The organism is Bradyrhizobium sp. 157 (assembly GCF_023073815.1).
Lineage (GTDB): Bacteria > Pseudomonadota > Alphaproteobacteria > Rhizobiales > Xanthobacteraceae > Bradyrhizobium.
Genome location: NZ_JADPKF010000122.1, coordinates 1 through 16,484, shown reverse-complemented (window position 1 = coordinate 16,484; position 16,484 = coordinate 1). Strand labels below are relative to the sequence as shown.

Below are 16,484 nucleotides of genomic sequence, written 5' to 3'. Positions count from 1 at the left end.
CGTTCGGGTCCAGCACGGGCCTGCCGCCAAGCACCCCGAACCCTTGCGCTATCAGCCATGATGGCCCAAGAACAGGCCGAAATGGTCGATAGCGACGCCACACCAGCGCAATCGCCCGCGGCCGGGCCGGAAAGCCCCGCCGCGATCGATGTCGCGCATCTGATAAAACTCTACAAGACCACCCGCGCCGTCGACGATATCTCATTCCGGATCGCGCGCGGCAGCGTCACCGGGCTGCTCGGCGGCAATGGCGCCGGCAAGACCACGACCATTGCCATGATCATGGGGTTGGTGCTGCCGACCTCGGGCCGCGTCCAGGTGTTGGGGCACGCGATGCCGGAGCAGAGCGCCGAGGTGCTCGGGCGGATGAATTTCGAGAGCCCGTATGTCGACATGCCGATGCGACTCACGGTGCGGCAGAACCTTACCATTTTCGGCCGGCTCTATGCGGTGGAGAATCTCGCCGAGCACATCGAGCAGCTCGCATCCGACCTCGACCTGAAGGATTTTCTCGATCGCGCCAACGGCAAGCTATCGGCCGGACAGAAGACCCGCGTCGCGTTGGCAAAGGCGCTGATCAACCAGCCGGAGCTGTTGTTGCTCGACGAGCCGACGGCCTCGCTCGATCCTGATACCGCCGACTGGGTGCGGCAGCATTTGCAGAACTATCGCAAGACGCATGATGCCACCATTCTGCTGGCCTCGCACAACATGCTGGAAGTGGAACGGCTGTGCGACCGCGTCATCATCATGAAGCGTGGCCGCATCGAGGATGACGACAGCCCCGACCAGATCATGGCGCGCTACAACCGCACCACGCTGGAAGACGTGTTCCTCGACGTAGCGCGCGGCCGGGTGGCGGAGACCGCGCCATGAGCGCTACCGCCACCCATCACGGGATTGCCGCGCACCGCATCCAGGCGATGGTGCTGCGCTACTGGTACCTCCTGATGTCGTCCTGGCCGCGGCTGTTGGAGTTGATCTACTGGCCGGCGCTGCAGATCATCACCTGGGGCTTTCTGCAGAACTACATCGCGCAGAACGACAATTTCTTCGCCCGCGCCGGCGGCACGCTGATCGGCGCTGTCATCCTGTGGGACATCCTGTTCCGCGGGCAGCTTGGCTTTTCGATCTCGTTTCTTGAGGAAATGTGGGCGCGCAACCTCGGCAACCTCATGATGAGCCCGCTGAAGCCGATCGAGTTCCTGATCTCGCTGATGATCATGAGCCTGATCCGGCTCGCGATCGGCGTGATTCCGATGACGCTGCTGGCGCTGTTCTTCTTCGATTTCAATTTCTTCGCGATCGGCCTGCCGCTGATCGCGTTCTTCTGCAACCTGATCTTCACGAGCTGGTCGCTCGGCATCTTTGTTTCCGGCCTGGTGCTGCGCAACGGGCTCGGGGCCGAGAGCATCGTCTGGACGATGATGTTCGGCCTGATGCCGCTCGCCTGCGTCTACTATCCGGTCGCGGTGCTGCCCGCCTGGCTGCAATGGATTGCGTGGATGCTGCCGCCGACCTATGTCTTTGAAGGCATGCGCGCGCTCCTGATCGATCACGTATTCAGGAGCGACCTGATGGTCTGGTCGCTGGCCATTAACGGGGTGCTGCTTGCCGCCTCCTTTGCGATCTTCCTTGCCCTTTTGCGCAGTGCCAAACATCACGGATCTTTGCTCGGGGGTGGCGAATAAGTCACAGATTCCCGTGGTTTCCCGGGGCGTTTACGCACGTTAGCGGTTGGATAGGTCCGATCGGTGCATTGACGCAATATTACGCATTCTGCACTATGCTGCGGCGCAAACAGAAGGTCAGAAATAAAATGCCGATTGGTGAGTTTGGCGGCGCACCGCCGCTGGTGGCCGAAGGCAGTCCGGCGCTAACGACGCCGATGTACTGGATGTACGAAATAGGCCACGCGTCGCTCAATCCGGCGCGCGCGGTGACCGATGCCACCAAGATTCTGTTTCAAAATCCGCTTAATCCCTTTTCGCACACGCAGTTCGGCAAATCGATCGCCGCGGCATGCGAATTGTTCGAGCGCACCACCCGCCGTTACGGCAAGCCCGAATGGGGGCTCGACTTCACCGAGGTGAACGGCGTCCGCACCCCGGTCGAGATCCGCTCGATCTGGGAAAAACCGTTCTGCCGACTGCTGCATTTCGATCGCAAGCTGACCCGGCCGCTGCGCGCACCGCATCCGCGTGTGCTGATCGTGGCGCCGATGTCCGGCCATTACGCGACGCTGCTGCGCGGTACGGTCGAGGCATTCCTGCCGACGCATGAAGTCTACATCACCGACTGGTCGGATGCGCGAATGGTTCCTCTCGCCGAGGGCCGCTTCGATCTCGACGATTACATCGATTACATCATCGAGATGCTGCAGGTACTGGGCGGCAACATGCACGTGATCGCGGTGTGCCAGCCTTCGGTGCCGGTAGTGGCGGCGGTTTCCATGATGGAAGCCGCGCGCGATCCCTTCGTACCGCTGTCGATGACCTTGATGGGCGGCCCGATCGATACCCGCCGCAATCCTACTTCCGTGAACAACCTCGCCGAACAGCGCGGCATCGAATGGTTCCGTAACCACGTCATCACGAAGGTGCCGTTCCCGCATCCCGGGGTGATGCGCGACGTCTATCCGGGCTTTTTGCAGCTCTCGGGCTTCATCACCATGAACCTCGACCGCCACACCGACGCGCACAAGGCGCTGTTCAATAATCTGGTGAAGGGCGACGGCGACATGGTCGACAAGCACCGCGAGTTCTATGACGAGTACCTCGCGGTGATGGATCTAACGGCGGAGTATTACCTGCAAACCGTCGATCTCGTGTTCGTCAAGCACGCGCTGCCCAAGGGCGAGATGACCCACCGTGGCAAGCCGGTCGATCCGTCAAAGATCCGCCGCGTGGCGCTGATGACGGTGGAAGGCGAGAACGACGACATCTCCGGGCTCGGCCAGACCGAAGCGACACACGCTTTGTGCCCCCATATTCCCGATCATCGCCGCGTGCATTACGTGCAAAAGGGCGTCGGACATTACGGCGTGTTCAACGGATCGCGATTCCGTTCCGAAATCGTGCCGCGCATCTCCGATTTCATGATGTCGACGGCCAATACCAACATGTCAGCGGCTACTACCAAGCCAACATTGGTCCGTGCAGCCGAATAGAGCCAAGGCGGCATCGATTTTCGTGCCGCCCATAACTTGCTGACAAGATTCAAACATTCCGGATTCCGCTCGAATCAAGGGGTGAGTTCAGACTCACTCCTTGACGCCATGTTTGACGCCCGGTTCCAGTCGAAATTTGCGGTTCCAGACCCATCCCCTAGGGGCCATTTGGCGCCCGACCCCTGTATATTGGGCAAATGATTTGTTTTTGCGTCGAGCGATTTAGATGCGATTTCCCTGGCGGCGGATATGGCAGAATCCGGGCGAACTCCTGCTCCCCGGACTCCAAGAAATGGCTACTCGCGCCCTCCTTTATCGGCGGCCCGCCGAACCCGCGACTCTTTTGGTCAAACACTGCTCGCAAGTCTTTGCGATCAGGCTGCGCCGGCATCGCCGGGCACGGCGATACACCTTGCGCATTCATCCAACGGATCGTGAAGCGATCCTGACCATGCCGCCGCGCGGTACTCTCGCCGAAGCCAAGGAGTTTGCGCAGCTTCACGGCGGCTGGATCGCCGCCCGTCTCGGCCGTTTGCCGAAGGCCGCGCCCTTTCAATCCGGCACTGTCATACCGCTGCGCGGCGTGCCGCACCGGATCGTGCATCGCGCGGGTGAGCGCGGCACGGTGTGGATCGAAACCCGCGACAGCGGCGAGAAGATTTTGTGCGTGGCCGGCGGCTACGAGCACATGGATCGGCGCGTCCACGACTTTCTCAAGCGCGAAGCGCGCAAGGATCTGCACAAGGCCTCGCTCGCCTATGCCGCGGAACTCGGTGTGCGGGTCAGGCGTGTGTCGATCCGCGATCAGTCGAGCCGCTGGGGATCATGCACCTCGGCCGGCTCATTGTCCTATTCCTGGCGGCTGATCCTCGCGCCTCCTTACGTGCTGGACTATCTCGCCGCACATGAGGTCGCCCATCTCGTCGAGATGAACCATTCGCCCAGGTTCTGGCGCATCGTCGACCGCATCTGCGACCATGTCGAACGCGCCAAGCGCTGGCTCGATACCCACGGCAACGATTTGCATCGGTATGGGGTGGAGGATTAGGTGTTGCCACACCTACTGTCATCGCCCGGCTTGACCGGGCGACCCAGTATTCCAGAGACAGTAGTGATCAGCCGAGAAGCCGCGGCGCACTGGATACCCCGCTTTCGCGGGGTATGACGACCAGGGACGCGGCGCGTATCGCTACCTTCCAAACAGCCGATCCACCAGCCAGCCATCGAGTCCTGCAGCCGCCTCCGGCCGCGCATTCGGATTGGGTGGCGGCGCGGATGGTCGTGCCGGAGCAGGTCGGTACGAACCGCCTGAAGGCAGCGGCGCCGGTGCGGACGGGCCCGCGCTGACCTGCGACGCCGTCTGGAACATGCTCGACAAAAATCCGCCGCGCTGCGCGTTCGGCAGTCCCGCCACCGGCACACCCTGATGGGCCGTGCGCATGAAGCGGGTCCAGACTTCCACCGGCAGGCCGCCGCCGGTCGCCTTCTTGGTCGGCGAATTGTCGTCATTGCCGAGCCAGACGCCGGTGACGAGGTTCGCCGTGTAGCCGATGAACCAGGCGTCGCGGAAATCCTGGCTGGTGCCGGTCTTGCCGGCGGCCATCCAGCCCGGAATCTCCGCCCGCCGCGCAGTACCCGAGAGTAGCGTCTCCTGCATCATCGTGTTCATCATCGCGACATGGCGCGGCTCGATCACCTGGCCGAGCCGATCGGCCGTGCGCCTGTACAGCACCTTGCCTTCATTGGTGCGAATCTTGGTCACGACATGCGGGGAGACGCCGAGCCCGCCATTGGCAAACGGCGCATAGGCCCCGACCAGCTCGATGACGGAGACTTCCGAGGTGCCAAGCGCGATCGAGGGATTGGCCTCGAGTTTTGATGAAATGCCGAGCCGGTGTGCGGTCCGCACCACGTTCTTCGGCCCGACTTCGAGGCCGAGCCGCACCGCGACCGTATTGAGCGACATTGCCAGCGCCTGCGTCAGCGTGACCGAGCCAAAATATTCATGCGTATAGTTCTCCGGACGCCAGCCCTTGAGGTCTAGCGGCGCGTCCTGTCGGATCGTTTCCGGCGTCAGGCCGCCCTCGATCGCCGTCAAATAGATGAACGGCTTGAACGCCGAGCCAGGCTGGCGTTTGGCTGTGACCGCGCGATTGTACTGGCTCTCGGCATAGTTCCGCCCGCCGACCATGGCGCGCACCGCGCCGTCGGGCGTCATCGCCACCAGCGCGCCTTGCGTAACGTTGAATTTGACGCTCTTGGCTGCCAGCTCGTCGATGATCGCGGCTTCCGCCACGCTCTGCAGCTTCGGATCGATCGTGGTCTCGACCACGATGCTCTGGTCGATCTGGCCGACGAGATCGTCGAGCACCTCGCCGATCCAGTCGGCGACGTAGTTGACGGTGCCGGCGCCGGCCGGCTTCACGTGGTAGGAGGGATGGCCGATCGAGGCCTTGGCCTGGGCGTCGCTGATGAACTTGGCTTCCGCCATCGCCGCGAGCACGAGCTGGGCGCGCTGCTCTGCGCCTTCGGGGTTGCGGTTCGGCGCCAGCCGTGACGGCGATTTGACGAGGCCGGCCAGCATCGCCGCTTCCGCGACCGTGACGTTCTTTGCCGACTTACCGAAATAGCGCTGCGCCGCCGCCTCGACGCCATAGGCGCCGGAGCCGAAATAGACGCGGTTGAGGTAAAGCTCGAGAATTTCGTTCTTGGTGTGCTTGCGCTCCAGCCATAGCGCCAGTTCCACTTCCTGCAGCTTGCGCGCGATCGTCCGCTCCTGGGTCAGGAACAGGTTTTTTGCGAGCTGCTGCGTCAGCGTCGAGCCGCCCTGCGAGACGCCGCGATGCAGGATGTTGGCGACCGCGGCGCGCGCGATGCCGACGGGGTCTATGCCGTAATGCGAATAGAAGCGGCGGTCCTCAATGGCGATGAATGCCTTCGGCAGATAGGGCGGCAGATCTTTTAGCGCGACATTGGCGCCCGGCGCTTCGCCGCGCGAGGCCAGCACGCTGCCGTCGATGCCGACAATCTGGATGGTTGGCGGGCGCTTTGGAATTTCCAGCGACTGGATCGCCGGCAGATGCGCGCCGACCCAGACTACGACGCCGATGATGGCGATCGCCGCCCACAGGCCGAGCACCGCGCCCCAATAAACGAGGCGGCCAATCCTGAAGCGGCGTTTCGAGCGCCGCTTCGCGCCGCTTTTGGTCCCGCGCGGCTTGCGCTCGCGCGGCGGCTCGTCCTCGTCGTCCTCTTCGTGCTTGCGCTTCGGCACTGGCTTTTTCGGTTTGTCGTCGTCGGTGGCGGCCGGAATGCGATCCTCCGGCGAGAGACGCAGGTCGGCGAGTGCTGCCGGAAGCCCAAACAGCGGCTCCTTGCGTGCGCCGCTCTTTTTCCGTCCCCACGCCATGCCAAACGCCGCTCACACCCGTCCTGCCGGAGGCTAGCGGTCGCTGTTTAAGGGTCGGTTACGGAAAGGTTAATGCGGGATTAGGAGGTGCGGCGGGGTCGTATTAGGGTTGGCGCAAAGGCAGCGTTTGCAGGAGAAAACGGCATGGGCCACATCGATCCAACCAAGGAGGTGTTCGCGCAATTTCGGGCCAATGACCGGCCGGGTCCGATCCATATGCTCAACCTGGTCCGGCTGCGCGCTGAGGCCGCCTATCCCGACGGCCGCAAGGCGACGGGGGCGGAAGCCTATGCCGCCTATGGGCGCGAAAGCGGGCCGGTGTTCGAACGGCTCGGCGGACGGATCGTGTGGCAGGGCAGGTTCGAGCTGATGCTGATCGGGCCGCAAGACGAGCGCTGGGACCATTGCTTCATCGCCGAATATCCAAGCGTCGCAGCCTTCGCGGAAATGATCCGCGATCCCGTCTACCGCGAGGCGGTGAAACACCGCCAGGCCGCCGTTGAGGATTCCCGCTTGATCCGCCATGCGGTGCTGCCGGTAGCTAAGAGGTTTGGGGAGATTCCGGCGTGAGCGTCGGTTCGGGTCGCGACCGTTAGACCCTCATGGTGAGGAGGCGCCAACGGGTCCGCGCGAAGCGCGGCCCGATGACAGGCTCCGCGCCGTCTCGAACCATGTGGCCCGGCTAGTGCCATTCATCCTTCGAGACGCGGCGCAAGCGCCGCTCCTCAGGATGAGGTCTTGCAGCAAAAAAAATCGGCGGTCCCGAGGGACCGCCGATCGCTTTCACCGCCGATCGTTTCGATTGGCCGCGACTAACCCGCCGGGCCGGCGTCCTCGAGGATCGGGCCGAACATCTCCCAACGCTCCCCGTTGAACTTCATCATCTGCAGCTGCTTGTTGACGCGGTAGTCGGTCGGCGTGGTGTTGACCGAGATGCCCGGCAGCAGCAGGTCGAGCTGAACGTTCTTCAGGTTGGTCGCCTGCTTCAGCACGTTCTCGCGGGTCAGGTTGTCGCCGCACGCCTTGAGCACATGGATCATCAATTGCGAGGTCATGTAGCCATAGGAATTGAAGCTCGAATCCTTGTCGCCCTCCGGATAGTACTTCGCCATGAATTCGAAATACTTCTTCATGCCGGGGTCGTCCTTCCAGGTCGGATCGAGCGGATCCTTGCCGTAGTTGACGCTGATCACGCCCTTGGAGGCTTCAAGGCCCGCCGGCTTCATCACCGCGCCGACCGAGGTGGCGTTGATGTCGAGGATGTGCACCGGCTTCCAGTTGAGCTCGGCGATCTTCTTGATCGCCTGCGCGGCCGGCTTCGGCGTCGTCGCCGAGAAGAACAGGTCCGCGCCGGCGTCCTTGATCTTGAGGATCTGCGAATCGATGGTCGGATCGGAGACTTCGTAGGAGGCTTCCGCCACCACCATCTTCGCGGCCTTGTCGCCGAGGCCGGCCTTGATGCCGTTCAGGTAATCCTTTCCGAGGTCGTCGTTCTGATAGAGGATTCCGACCTTGGCGTTCGGATATTCCTTCAGGATGTACTGGCCGTAGATGCGCCCCTCGACGAAGTAGTTGGGGTTGAAGCCCATCGTCCACGGAAAATTCTTCGGGTCGGTAAACTTCGACGCGCCGGTCGCAGCGAACAGTTGCGGCACCTTCTTGGCGTTGAGATATTTCTGCACGGCTGCGTTCGAGGGCGTGCCGAGGAGTTGGAAGGTCAGCAGCACCTCGTCGCTCTCGACCAGCTTGCGCACCTGCTCGACCGCCTTGGGCGGTGAGTAGGCGTCGTCATACTGGATCAGATTGATCTTGCGGCCGTTCACGCCGCCCTGATCGTTGATCATCTTCATATAGGCCGCCTGGGTCTTGCCGATCGTGGCATAGGAGGAGGCCGGTCCCGAGAATGGATTGGTCTGGCCGATCTTGATCTCGGTGTCGCTCGCGCCGGTATCGTATTTCTTCTGCGCGGACGCCGTCGAGACCGACAGCGCAAGTGCCAGCGCCGTGCCGGTGACCAGATGGAAAATACCCTTCCTCATAATGGTGCATTCCTCATGTGTTTTATGATTGGCGCTGATCGTGCCGCCGGCCGGTCCGGCCGCATGTCATCGCTGCCACGATAGTGGCGGAAGCCATGTTGCAATGCAAGGCATCGAAAACCCGGATAATTTCGGGATCGAGTTCCGCCTGCTCAAAAAGAATCCATTCCGTGTATCAGCCGCAAAATGATGCACGCACGACGCGGGCTCAAAACAAAAGCCGCCGGCATCGTGCGTGACGCCAACGGCTCGTGTCTTGAATTGGGGCAGGCGCTAGCCGCTTGGTCCGGTATCCTCGATGATCGGGCCGAACAGCTCCCAACGCTCGCCGTTGAACTTCATCATCTGCATCTGCTTGTTGATGCGGTAGTCGGTCGGCGAGGTGTTGGTGACCATGCCGGGTAGCGACAGGCTGCCGGTCACGTTCTTCAGATTGGCCGCCTGCTTCATGATGTTTTCTCGGGTGAGATTGTCGCCGCATTGCTGCAGGATCTTCACCAGCAATTCCGCCGTTGCATAACCGTACGTGTTGACGGTGTTGAGCTTGTCGCCCTCGGGGTAATATTTGTCCATGAAGGCGAAATAGGCCTTCATGCCGGGATCGTCCTTCCACTGCGGATCACCGGGGTCCTTGCCGTAGTTGGTCGAGATGATGTCCTTGGAGATGTCGAGGCCCGCCGGCTTCAGCGTGGCCGAGACCGGACTCGCATTGATGTCGAGGATGTGGACCGGCTTCCAGCCGAGGTCGGCGACCTTCTTGATCGCTTGCGCCGCAAATTTCGGCGTCGAGGCGTCGTAGAGCAGGTCGGCGCCGGCGGCCTTCAGCTTGACGACTTGCGAGTCGATGGTCGGATCGGTCAGCTCATAGGAGGCTTCGGCGACGATCATCGACGCGGCCTTGGAGCCGAGCCCTTCTTTTAGGCCCGTGACGTAGTCGCGGCCGAGATCGTCGTTCTGGTAGAGAATGCCGATCTTGGCGTTGGGATGATTCTGCAGAATGTATTTGGCGTAGATGCGCCCCTCGGACTGATAATTGGGATTGTACCCCATGGTCCAGGGGAAGTTCTTGGGATCGGTGAACTTCGAGGCGCCGGTCGCGGCGAGGAGCTGCGGCACCTTCTTGGCGTTGAGATATTTCTGCACGGCGGCGTTCGAGGGCGTGCCGATGATCTGGAAGGTGAACAGCACCTCGTCGCTCTCGACCAGCTTGCGCACCTGCTCGACGGCCTTCGGCGGCGAGTAGGCGTCGTCATACTGGATCAGGTTGATCTTGCGGCCGTTGATGCCGCCTTTTTCGTTGATCATCCTGAAATAGGCGGCCTGCGTCTTGCCGATGCCGGCATAGGCGGAGGCTGGGCCCGAGAACGGAACGGTCTGGCCGATTTTGATTTCGGTATCGCTGGCACCGGTATCGTATTTCTTCTGCGCGTTGGCGGGTGACGCCAGCGCGATCGCGACCGCCGTGCCTGCGATCAGATGAAGAACACCACCTCTCATATGTTGCTCCCTTCCCTTGATCTCGACCGATGATCCTGTTCCAGCCTCCATTAGGAAGGGCCGGACGTCATCGTTGGAGGAGAGTGTGGCGGAAGGGTTTTGCCAATGCAAGGTAGTGCGGGAAGGCCGCTTACGCCGGCCAGAACAGGATCAGGGCGAGCGCTGCGGGCGCCGCCTGCGCGTAGAGGATCCGGTCAACCGGCAGCGGAATTCGGGTGGACACTAACGCCTCGCAGGTGAAAAGTGCGGGGCCGCTCGCAGATAGTTTCAGGGACGACGATGCTGGAGAACTTCAACCTCGACCACCTGCCAACGCCGATCGGCACGGCGCTATTGGTCACCGATACGGACGGCCTGCTCCGCGCGCTGGACTGGGAAGACTATGAGACGCGCATGCAGCGCTTGCTGCGCCTGCACTATGGCGCGGTGAATTTGAACAATGGACGGGCGCCGCGTGATTTGCGCGCCGCCTTGACCGGCTATTTCAAGGGCGACCTCGATCGCCTGGCAGCGATCGAATGGCGCGTCGCCGGCACGCCGTTTCAGCAGAAGGTCTGGAACGCGCTGCCGAAGATCGCGGCGGGGACGACGATGAGCTATGGCGCGCTCGCCGCAAAACTTCGGATGCCGCGCGCCGTCCGTGCGGTCGGCCATGCCAACGGCTCCAATCCGATCAGCGTGGTCCTGCCCTGCCACCGGCTGATCGGTGCTAATGGTTCGCTGGTGAAATACGGCGGCGGGCTGGAGCGCAAGCGCTGGCTGCTCAAGCACGAGGGCGTGGAGATCCCGTGCTCGGGAACAGGAGAGGCGGATCGGCCGGGCGAGTTGCGCTCGGCGCCGTCACCCGTTTCAAGTCAATCGGGGTCACGGGGCGCGTTTCGCATGTCCCGAAGGATATAGATGAATACAATCAGCAGAGGTCCCCACGCCAGTAACGCGCCCACCAGCATCGCATTTGCTGTCGCCATGCTGGCTCCTCCGCGATCATCGGCACGATAGATGGTCTCGGCGCGCCGCAGGTGCCGGTACCTGGTAGAGCCACTTCCAATACGTCCGGTTGCGCTCCAGTTGACGCTTGTAGATCTCGCGGCACTTCGCCGAACAAAACTGCTGGAAGTACCAGCTACGCCGGACCAGCCCGAAGGGGCGCTTACATTCCGGATTTCCGCAACAATTGTTCATGACGCAATCTCCGCATTGGCACGCCGTATCCAACGAATGAAACTCTCGTGGCCCTTGTTGAGACAGAAGCGCCCGCAGTAGCGCTCGCGCGCTGGATTTCGCAGAGAGATGATTTTGGGGTCTTCGCTGTCACACTCGGAGCAACGCGGTTCTGTATGCATGGCGACCTCCTTCCCAGGAATTGCCATTTGCCGATTAAAATGTGTGATGCTTTGCGCCCTTCTGTTCCAAAGGGACGGTGCGAAGTCTGGCGTGGTCGGGGCTTATCTTCAATTCGTCTAGATGTTTGGCGAGATCATCCTTACGTATGCTGGCTCGCCTGAGGGCCGGATCGGCTCATTTACTTGCTGCCTCGCCTTTTGGCGCCAGCGCCGTTTCGAGGCACTTGATCAACGCTTCCCCATCGCACGGCTTGCTCAGAAAGCAGGTCGCTCCCGCCTTCATGGCCCGGGCGCGGTCGCTTTCGACCGAAAAGGCCGTGACGAAGATGAAGGGAAAGCGATGGCCGGTGGCGAGTAAATGAGCTTGCAGCTCGAGCCCGCTCATGGCGGGCATTCTGACGTCCGTTATCACGCACGAAGTGTCATTCAGATGGGGTGATTGCAGGAAATCCTCGGCCGATGCAAACGAATGGACAGCGTAGCCAAGCGACCTGACGAGATTCTGGGTCGCGGCGCGAACCGACCCGTCGTCGTCGATGATTGATATGACCCGATTGGACAAGGCAATCCTTTTCTGGAGACGACCAGAGGATGTCTTTTGCTGTGTCGCCGCGTATCGGGAGAGTGCGCTGCAAATCGGCGAGGGAAAATCATACTTAGGTTTGCGATCGGTCGGATGCAGGCCCGATGCCGAGGAGCTCGGCCATCCGCACCAGATCGGGCAGCGACTTCGCTCCCATTTTCCGCATGATATGCCCGCGATGTATCTTCACGGTGATCTCGGCCAGGCCGACTTCGGCTGCGATCTGCTTGTTCATGAGCCCTGACGTAACCAGCGCCATCACCTGTCGCTCCCGGGGAGTCAAGGTTGCGAAAAGCGCGCTCAGCTCTGAGAGAACATTTGCTTCATTGCGGCTGCTGCGGTCGCGTTCGATCGCCGCGGTTACAGCATCCAGCATGTCCTGATCGCGGAACGGCTTGGTCAGAAAATCGACGGCGCCGGCCTTCATTGCGCGGACGGTCATCGGAATATCGCCATGGCCTGTCATGAAGATGATTGGAATGTGAATGTCGGCCTTGGCCAGTTCGGCCTGAAAGTCGAGGCCGCTCAGCCGGGGCAGCCTGATGTCGAGAATCAAGCAACTGGGGGCATTCGGAAGCTTGTACTGCAGAAACTCGTGAGCCGAACCGAACGCCTCGACGCGCAATCCCACGGACCGGAAAAGATTGCTCAGTGCCTCACGTACCGATGCGTCGTCGTCGATGACGAAGACGACCGGCTCCTCGGCGCTTACGAGGCCGGAAGGCGATGCCGGGCGCGCGGTCACGGCGCATCCTCCTGAGTTGATGGCAAGGTGAACTGGAATGTCGCACCGGGGCCGGCATTTCCGTATGCGGACAGCCGCCCGCCATGAGCGCCGATGATGGAGCGGCAGATCGACAGGCCCATGCCCATGCCGCTGGATTTGGTGGTAAAGAAGGCGTCGAACAGCCGGTCAGCATTCGCGGTGGTGAGCCCGACGCCGCAATCTTTCACGGTCACCACGATTTGTCGGGCTTCATCCTGGCAAGTCCGGATCACCAGCTCCCGCGGTCGGTCCGTGACCGCCTGCATGGCCTCAATGGCATTGATGACCAGGTTGAGAATGACCTGTTGCAACTGGACCCGGTCGGCGATGACCAGCGGCAGGTCGGGGGAGAGCTCCAGCCGCAACGATACCTGGTGGTTGAGCAACGCATGCTGCACCAGGCTGATGACCTCGTTGATGACATCATTGATGTGAAGCGCAGCCTTTTGACCGGTCGTCTTGTTCACAAGCGCACGGACCCGCTGGATCACTTCGCCGGCCCGATTGCCGTCCTTGATGATCGCCTCCACGGTCCCGCGCGCTTCCTTCAAATCGGGAGGCTCACGGTCGAGCCAACGCTTGCATGCGGCGGCATTGGTGACCACCGCGGCGAGCGGCTGGTTCACCTCATGGGCGATCGACGCGGCCAGTTCGCCGAGGGCAGTCACGCGCGTCACATGCGCGAGGGTCGCCTGCGCTTCATGCAATTCCATCTCGGCCCGCTTGCGTGCCGTGATATCGGTTACCGCTCCGACGAATTCGATGCCATCAGCATCCTTCACCGCATGCGCGGTGGCGTGGACATGCTTGACCGAGCCGTCGGGCATCAGCAATCGATATCCATGCTCGAAGTCCTTGCCGTCGCGGGACGCGCGATCGATGGTCCGTTGCACGCGCGCGCGGTCATCCGGATGAATGCGTTGAAAGACGGTGGCATGCGTGACGGAGGGTGCCCTTTCGAATCCGAATATTCTGAAGGTCTCTTCCGACCAGATAATCTCGCCGCTGGCGACGCGCCAGCCGAAGCTGCCGGTGTGGCTCAATCGCTGGGCTTCGGCCAAATACATTTCACTCTCTCGCAGCGCATTTTCAGCCTGCTTGCGCTCCGTGATGTCCTCGCATGCGATCAGGACGATCAATCGGCCGTCCAGCCGCCGCACGGCCTTGGCGTTCTCGCGAACCCAGAGCGTGGAGCCGTCCTTGCGAACCTTGCATATCTCCCAACTGTGGGTCTGGCCGATATTCTCCAGGCATACGGCGACGTTGCCTTGGGCGATGGGTTGCTCCTCGGCAGGAAAGACTTTGAGCACGGATTTCCCGAGCAATTCGCTGACGGAATAGCCAAGTTGCGCGGCGCCGAATGTGTTGACGGACAGCACCGTCCCCGTCGCATCGACCATGAAGTACATCACCGGGTTATGCTCGAAAACCTCCTTCCATTGGGCCTCGCTGTGGCGCAGCTTCTCGATCGCGCGCGCTTCGGCGCTCACCCGGCCCTCAAGCACGGCTTCCATTTGCCGGCGCGTGCGCCCCACCAGGCCGATCATGATCAATGAGGCGGCAAGCGAAGCGATCAGCAGTGCGACCGCAATGAAATGAGGGGTGGCCGTCGGGGCCGGGCCGAGCAGCAGCCAGATACCGGCCACCGCTCCCAACGCCAGCGCCATGCTGCCGAGCAGCCATTGCTCGGCCGAGCGCCAGGATTTTATCGTCGGCTTACGCATCATCGGCACGGACTCGGCATCCCGAGCGGCGCTGCGTCGCCAAGAGTTCGCGACCATCAGCGGCGACAACGTCGCCCTCCTAACAGGCTGGATATTAGCAGCTTTTCGTCGGCCCGGAGGGCAAAATCGGCTGGTCCCCCGCGGCCTCTTGACCTGCGGGGGCGCGATCTTCCTATCGAGTGAGGCCCGGCTGCGATCCTAAACCTCGGTATGGTCCGCTCAACCGAATGGAATGCCTGCATCAACCTCCGTTCAATGGTCCGCTCCTTCTCGATGACTACGCTGACTGGCTAACCGGATGGCGGCAGCGCGCAGGTTTTGCCATGCGGGAAGAGTATTGCGAAGACCCATCGGACGTCTTGCCGGTCGCAACCGTCGCTGTGGTCAAACCCGCTTCGTTAGGGGATCGCCGACCGAACTCAGGGGATTGATATGCCGAAACCGCATCTGCATCTGATCCGTTGCTCCGACGGTGTCGAATCCGAAACGAACCGCCGCTATCGCAGGTTCCAGCCCACGGTTATCGATGGTGGCAAGCGAACAGGCATCGCCCCGCTAGAGAACCCATGGGGAAGTCTACTTGACCTGTTCGGTCTCGGCGTCCTGATTGGGCAGGCAAGCTATCTTACCTTCATCGCCACGAGCTTGGTTGCGCTCGAGTGTCAAGGTTGGGCTTCGGGCGAACGGACCAACTCGGGAACGCCGGCTGGTCGCGCAGGACTCCGCAGAGTGTAGCCTGTAGGATAAGTAGAGCGCAGCGAAACCCATCACTGCCTCTCAACACGATTAATGGGTATCGCGAAGCGATACCCATCCTACAAAACTATGAATACCCGGAAGCGAATCCGCTGACCAAAGCAGAGCAGGCCGAGTTCGATGCGATCAGGGATCGGCTGTGGCATTCATGGTTGCCGCCGGTCGAGGCTATCAGCGAATTGACGCGCGCGGCTGTCGCGCTGCCGGACGAGAACGACGCCGCTTGGAAAGTGCTGGAGGCTTGCGGCATCTCGCGCGGCGTGTCCGGGCTGTGATCCTGATCGCCTCAACAGTTCGAGGTGATCCTGCAGACATTGCGTCCGCCCGCGTCATAGATCGTCGTCGTGGCGCCGTTCGTCGTCTCGCGGCTGATGACGTTGCCTCGCGCGTTGTAGTTCGGTTGTGTCTCAGTTTGAATTTTTTGGGGGGCTGCTTTGCCGGAAGTGCTCCACGGCACCATCAATTTGAACCCAATCATGTTTCGACTGTTCGAAAACCGATATGACGGGGGCTGGGTATTTTGGTTCTGCCATCGCGCCGACTGCAACGGCGATCAGCGCGGGCAGGTTGCTGAGTTTCCAGTATACTGTTGAGCCGCACTGTGGACAAAAATAGTTATGGATTTTCCCGCCGCTTGCGGCGGCGTGCGTGAACTCTTTCGAGGTTCCTGAGATGGTGACAACATCAGCGGGGTAATAAGCGCCTACACCGAACGGCGCGCCGGTTCGGCGTTGGCAGTCGATGCAGTGACAAGCAACGACTAGCTTGGATGGTTCTTTTGGAAGCGAGAGCGTGACTGCACCGCAGCTGCATCGAGCGTCAGCCATTCGAAATATCCTCCAATTGCTTCCGAGCAAGCAAAGCTTACCGCGAAGGGATGACGGGCCATCCGACCGATGACGGTCAAAATCGATCTGATCGAACTTTATGGGGCTTTATTGCTCCGTCAAAGCTCGCAGTGACACCACGGGGGACACATCAGGCACATCGCATTGATATGTCGATGGCTTTTGTGCCGTTACTCCCTTGCGCAGGGAGGCCGGGATGCTCCTGCTGTACCTGTATGCACACGAGACCGCGGGTGCGGCGCGCACCCGGTCTTCCCTGCGCCCTTGTGTCCAGAAAATTTGGCAGAATGTGCGAACGGGCGGTTGCGCACCAACCGCCCGTTGCTGGAACTGAGCCCGCTGCGCCCAAA

Annotated in this window: 12 protein-coding genes and 2 pseudogenes; 7 read left to right on the top strand and 7 right to left on the bottom strand. The window is 61.4% G+C overall.

The features are described from left to right. Nucleotides 1-81 precede the first annotated feature (81 nt). The 4 genes and pseudogenes from IVA95_RS37825 (at nt 82) to IVA95_RS37810 (ending at nt 4,217) form a co-directional block, all read left to right on the top strand. Nucleotides 82-876 carry an ABC transporter ATP-binding protein gene (locus tag IVA95_RS37825; protein WP_247515207.1) on the top strand — a complete coding sequence of 265 codons (795 nt, stop codon included), beginning with the start codon at nt 82-84 and terminating at the stop codon, nt 874-876. Beyond that, a complete protein-coding gene (locus IVA95_RS37820; protein ID WP_247515162.1) occupies nt 873-1,691 on the top strand; it encodes an ABC transporter permease in 819 nt (272 codons plus the stop codon). Before IVA95_RS37825 ends, IVA95_RS37820 begins: the two co-directional genes overlap by 4 nt. 128 nt (nt 1,692-1,819) lie before the next feature. Further along, the gene (gene phaZ, locus IVA95_RS37815) at nt 1,820-3,169 is read left to right on the top strand and encodes a polyhydroxyalkanoate depolymerase (RefSeq protein ID WP_247515161.1); all 1,350 of its coding nucleotides are present in this window, start codon (nt 1,820-1,822) and stop codon (nt 3,167-3,169) included. 197 nt (nt 3,170-3,366) lie between these two features. Continuing rightward, nucleotides 3,367-4,217 (top strand): annotated as a pseudogene (locus IVA95_RS37810) (SprT family zinc-dependent metalloprotease). A 141-nt stretch (nt 4,218-4,358) separates the two neighbouring features. Here IVA95_RS37810 and IVA95_RS37805 read toward each other — a convergent pair. Beyond that, a complete protein-coding gene (locus IVA95_RS37805) occupies nt 4,359-6,578 on the bottom strand; it encodes a penicillin-binding protein 1A (protein WP_247515160.1) in 2,220 nt (739 codons plus the stop codon). 144 nt (nt 6,579-6,722) lie between these two features. Between IVA95_RS37805 and IVA95_RS37800 the strand changes: the two genes are divergently transcribed. After that, nucleotides 6,723-7,148 carry a DUF1330 domain-containing protein gene (locus IVA95_RS37800; RefSeq protein WP_247515159.1) on the top strand — a complete coding sequence of 142 codons (426 nt, stop codon included), beginning with the start codon at nt 6,723-6,725 and terminating at the stop codon, nt 7,146-7,148. Nucleotides 7,149-7,390: 242 nt separating this feature from the next. Here IVA95_RS37800 and IVA95_RS37795 read toward each other — a convergent pair whose 3' ends face one another. Further along, nucleotides 7,391-8,617 carry an ABC transporter substrate-binding protein gene (locus tag IVA95_RS37795; RefSeq protein WP_213253447.1) on the bottom strand — a complete coding sequence of 409 codons (1,227 nt, stop codon included), beginning with the start codon at nt 8,615-8,617 and terminating at the stop codon, nt 7,391-7,393. 28 nt (nt 8,618-8,645) lie between these two features. Here IVA95_RS37795 and IVA95_RS37790 point away from each other — a divergent pair, with 28 nt between their 5' ends. Beyond that, nucleotides 8,646-8,807: a hypothetical protein gene (locus IVA95_RS37790; RefSeq protein ID WP_247515158.1), complete on the top strand. Its 162-nt coding sequence runs from the start codon at nt 8,646-8,648 to the stop codon at nt 8,805-8,807. Nucleotides 8,808-8,890: 83 nt separating this feature from the next. Here the strand turns inward: IVA95_RS37790 and IVA95_RS37785 are convergent, their stop codons facing one another. Next, complete coding sequence (locus IVA95_RS37785; RefSeq protein WP_247515157.1) at nt 8,891-10,114, bottom strand: ABC transporter substrate-binding protein; 1,224 nt, start codon at nt 10,112-10,114, stop codon at nt 8,891-8,893. A 279-nt stretch (nt 10,115-10,393) separates the two neighbouring features. Here IVA95_RS37785 and IVA95_RS37780 point away from each other — a divergent pair. Further along, a pseudogene (locus IVA95_RS37780) lies at nt 10,394-10,900 on the top strand (methylated-DNA--[protein]-cysteine S-methyltransferase); the annotation flags it as partial. A 732-nt stretch (nt 10,901-11,632) separates the two neighbouring features. Here the strand turns inward: IVA95_RS37780 and IVA95_RS37775 are convergent. The 4 genes from IVA95_RS37775 to IVA95_RS37760 form a co-directional block, all read right to left on the bottom strand. Then, nucleotides 11,633-12,019 (bottom strand): response regulator, encoded by a 387-nt coding sequence (locus IVA95_RS37775; RefSeq protein ID WP_247515156.1) that lies wholly within the window; start codon nt 12,017-12,019, stop codon nt 11,633-11,635. Nucleotides 12,020-12,113: 94 nt separating this feature from the next. Next, nucleotides 12,114-12,785 (bottom strand): response regulator transcription factor, encoded by a 672-nt coding sequence (locus tag IVA95_RS37770; RefSeq protein ID WP_247515155.1) that lies wholly within the window; start codon nt 12,783-12,785, stop codon nt 12,114-12,116. Continuing rightward, nucleotides 12,782-14,599, bottom strand: coding sequence for a PAS domain S-box protein (locus IVA95_RS37765; protein WP_247515154.1), 1,818 nt, complete (start codon nt 14,597-14,599; stop codon nt 12,782-12,784). Before IVA95_RS37765 ends, IVA95_RS37770 begins: the two co-directional genes overlap by 4 nt. 1,094 nt (nt 14,600-15,693) lie before the next feature. Next, on the bottom strand, nt 15,694-16,113 hold the full coding sequence (locus tag IVA95_RS37760) for a GFA family protein (RefSeq protein WP_213253443.1): 420 nt from the start codon (nt 16,111-16,113) through the stop codon (nt 15,694-15,696). Nucleotides 16,114-16,484: the final 371 nt, after the last annotated feature.

What these genes read in the sequence shown, in the direction of transcription:
- IVA95_RS37825 (WP_247515207.1), top strand. Translation starts at nt 82, where the DNA reads ATGGTCGATAGCGACGCCACACCAGCGCAATCGCCCGCGGCCGGGCCG.
- IVA95_RS37820 (WP_247515162.1), top strand. Translation starts at nt 873, where the DNA reads ATGAGCGCTACCGCCACCCATCACGGGATTGCCGCGCACCGCATCCAG.
- phaZ (WP_247515161.1), top strand. Translation starts at nt 1,820, where the DNA reads ATGCCGATTGGTGAGTTTGGCGGCGCACCGCCGCTGGTGGCCGAAGGC.
- IVA95_RS37805 (WP_247515160.1), bottom strand. Translation starts at nt 6,578, where the DNA reads ATGGCGTGGGGACGGAAAAAGAGCGGCGCACGCAAGGAGCCGCTGTTT.
- IVA95_RS37800 (WP_247515159.1), top strand. Translation starts at nt 6,723, where the DNA reads ATGGGCCACATCGATCCAACCAAGGAGGTGTTCGCGCAATTTCGGGCC.
- IVA95_RS37795 (WP_213253447.1), bottom strand. Translation starts at nt 8,617, where the DNA reads ATGAGGAAGGGTATTTTCCATCTGGTCACCGGCACGGCGCTGGCACTT.
- IVA95_RS37785 (WP_247515157.1), bottom strand. Translation starts at nt 10,114, where the DNA reads ATGAGAGGTGGTGTTCTTCATCTGATCGCAGGCACGGCGGTCGCGATC.
- IVA95_RS37760 (WP_213253443.1), bottom strand. Translation starts at nt 16,113, where the DNA reads ATGGCTGACGCTCGATGCAGCTGCGGTGCAGTCACGCTCTCGCTTCCA.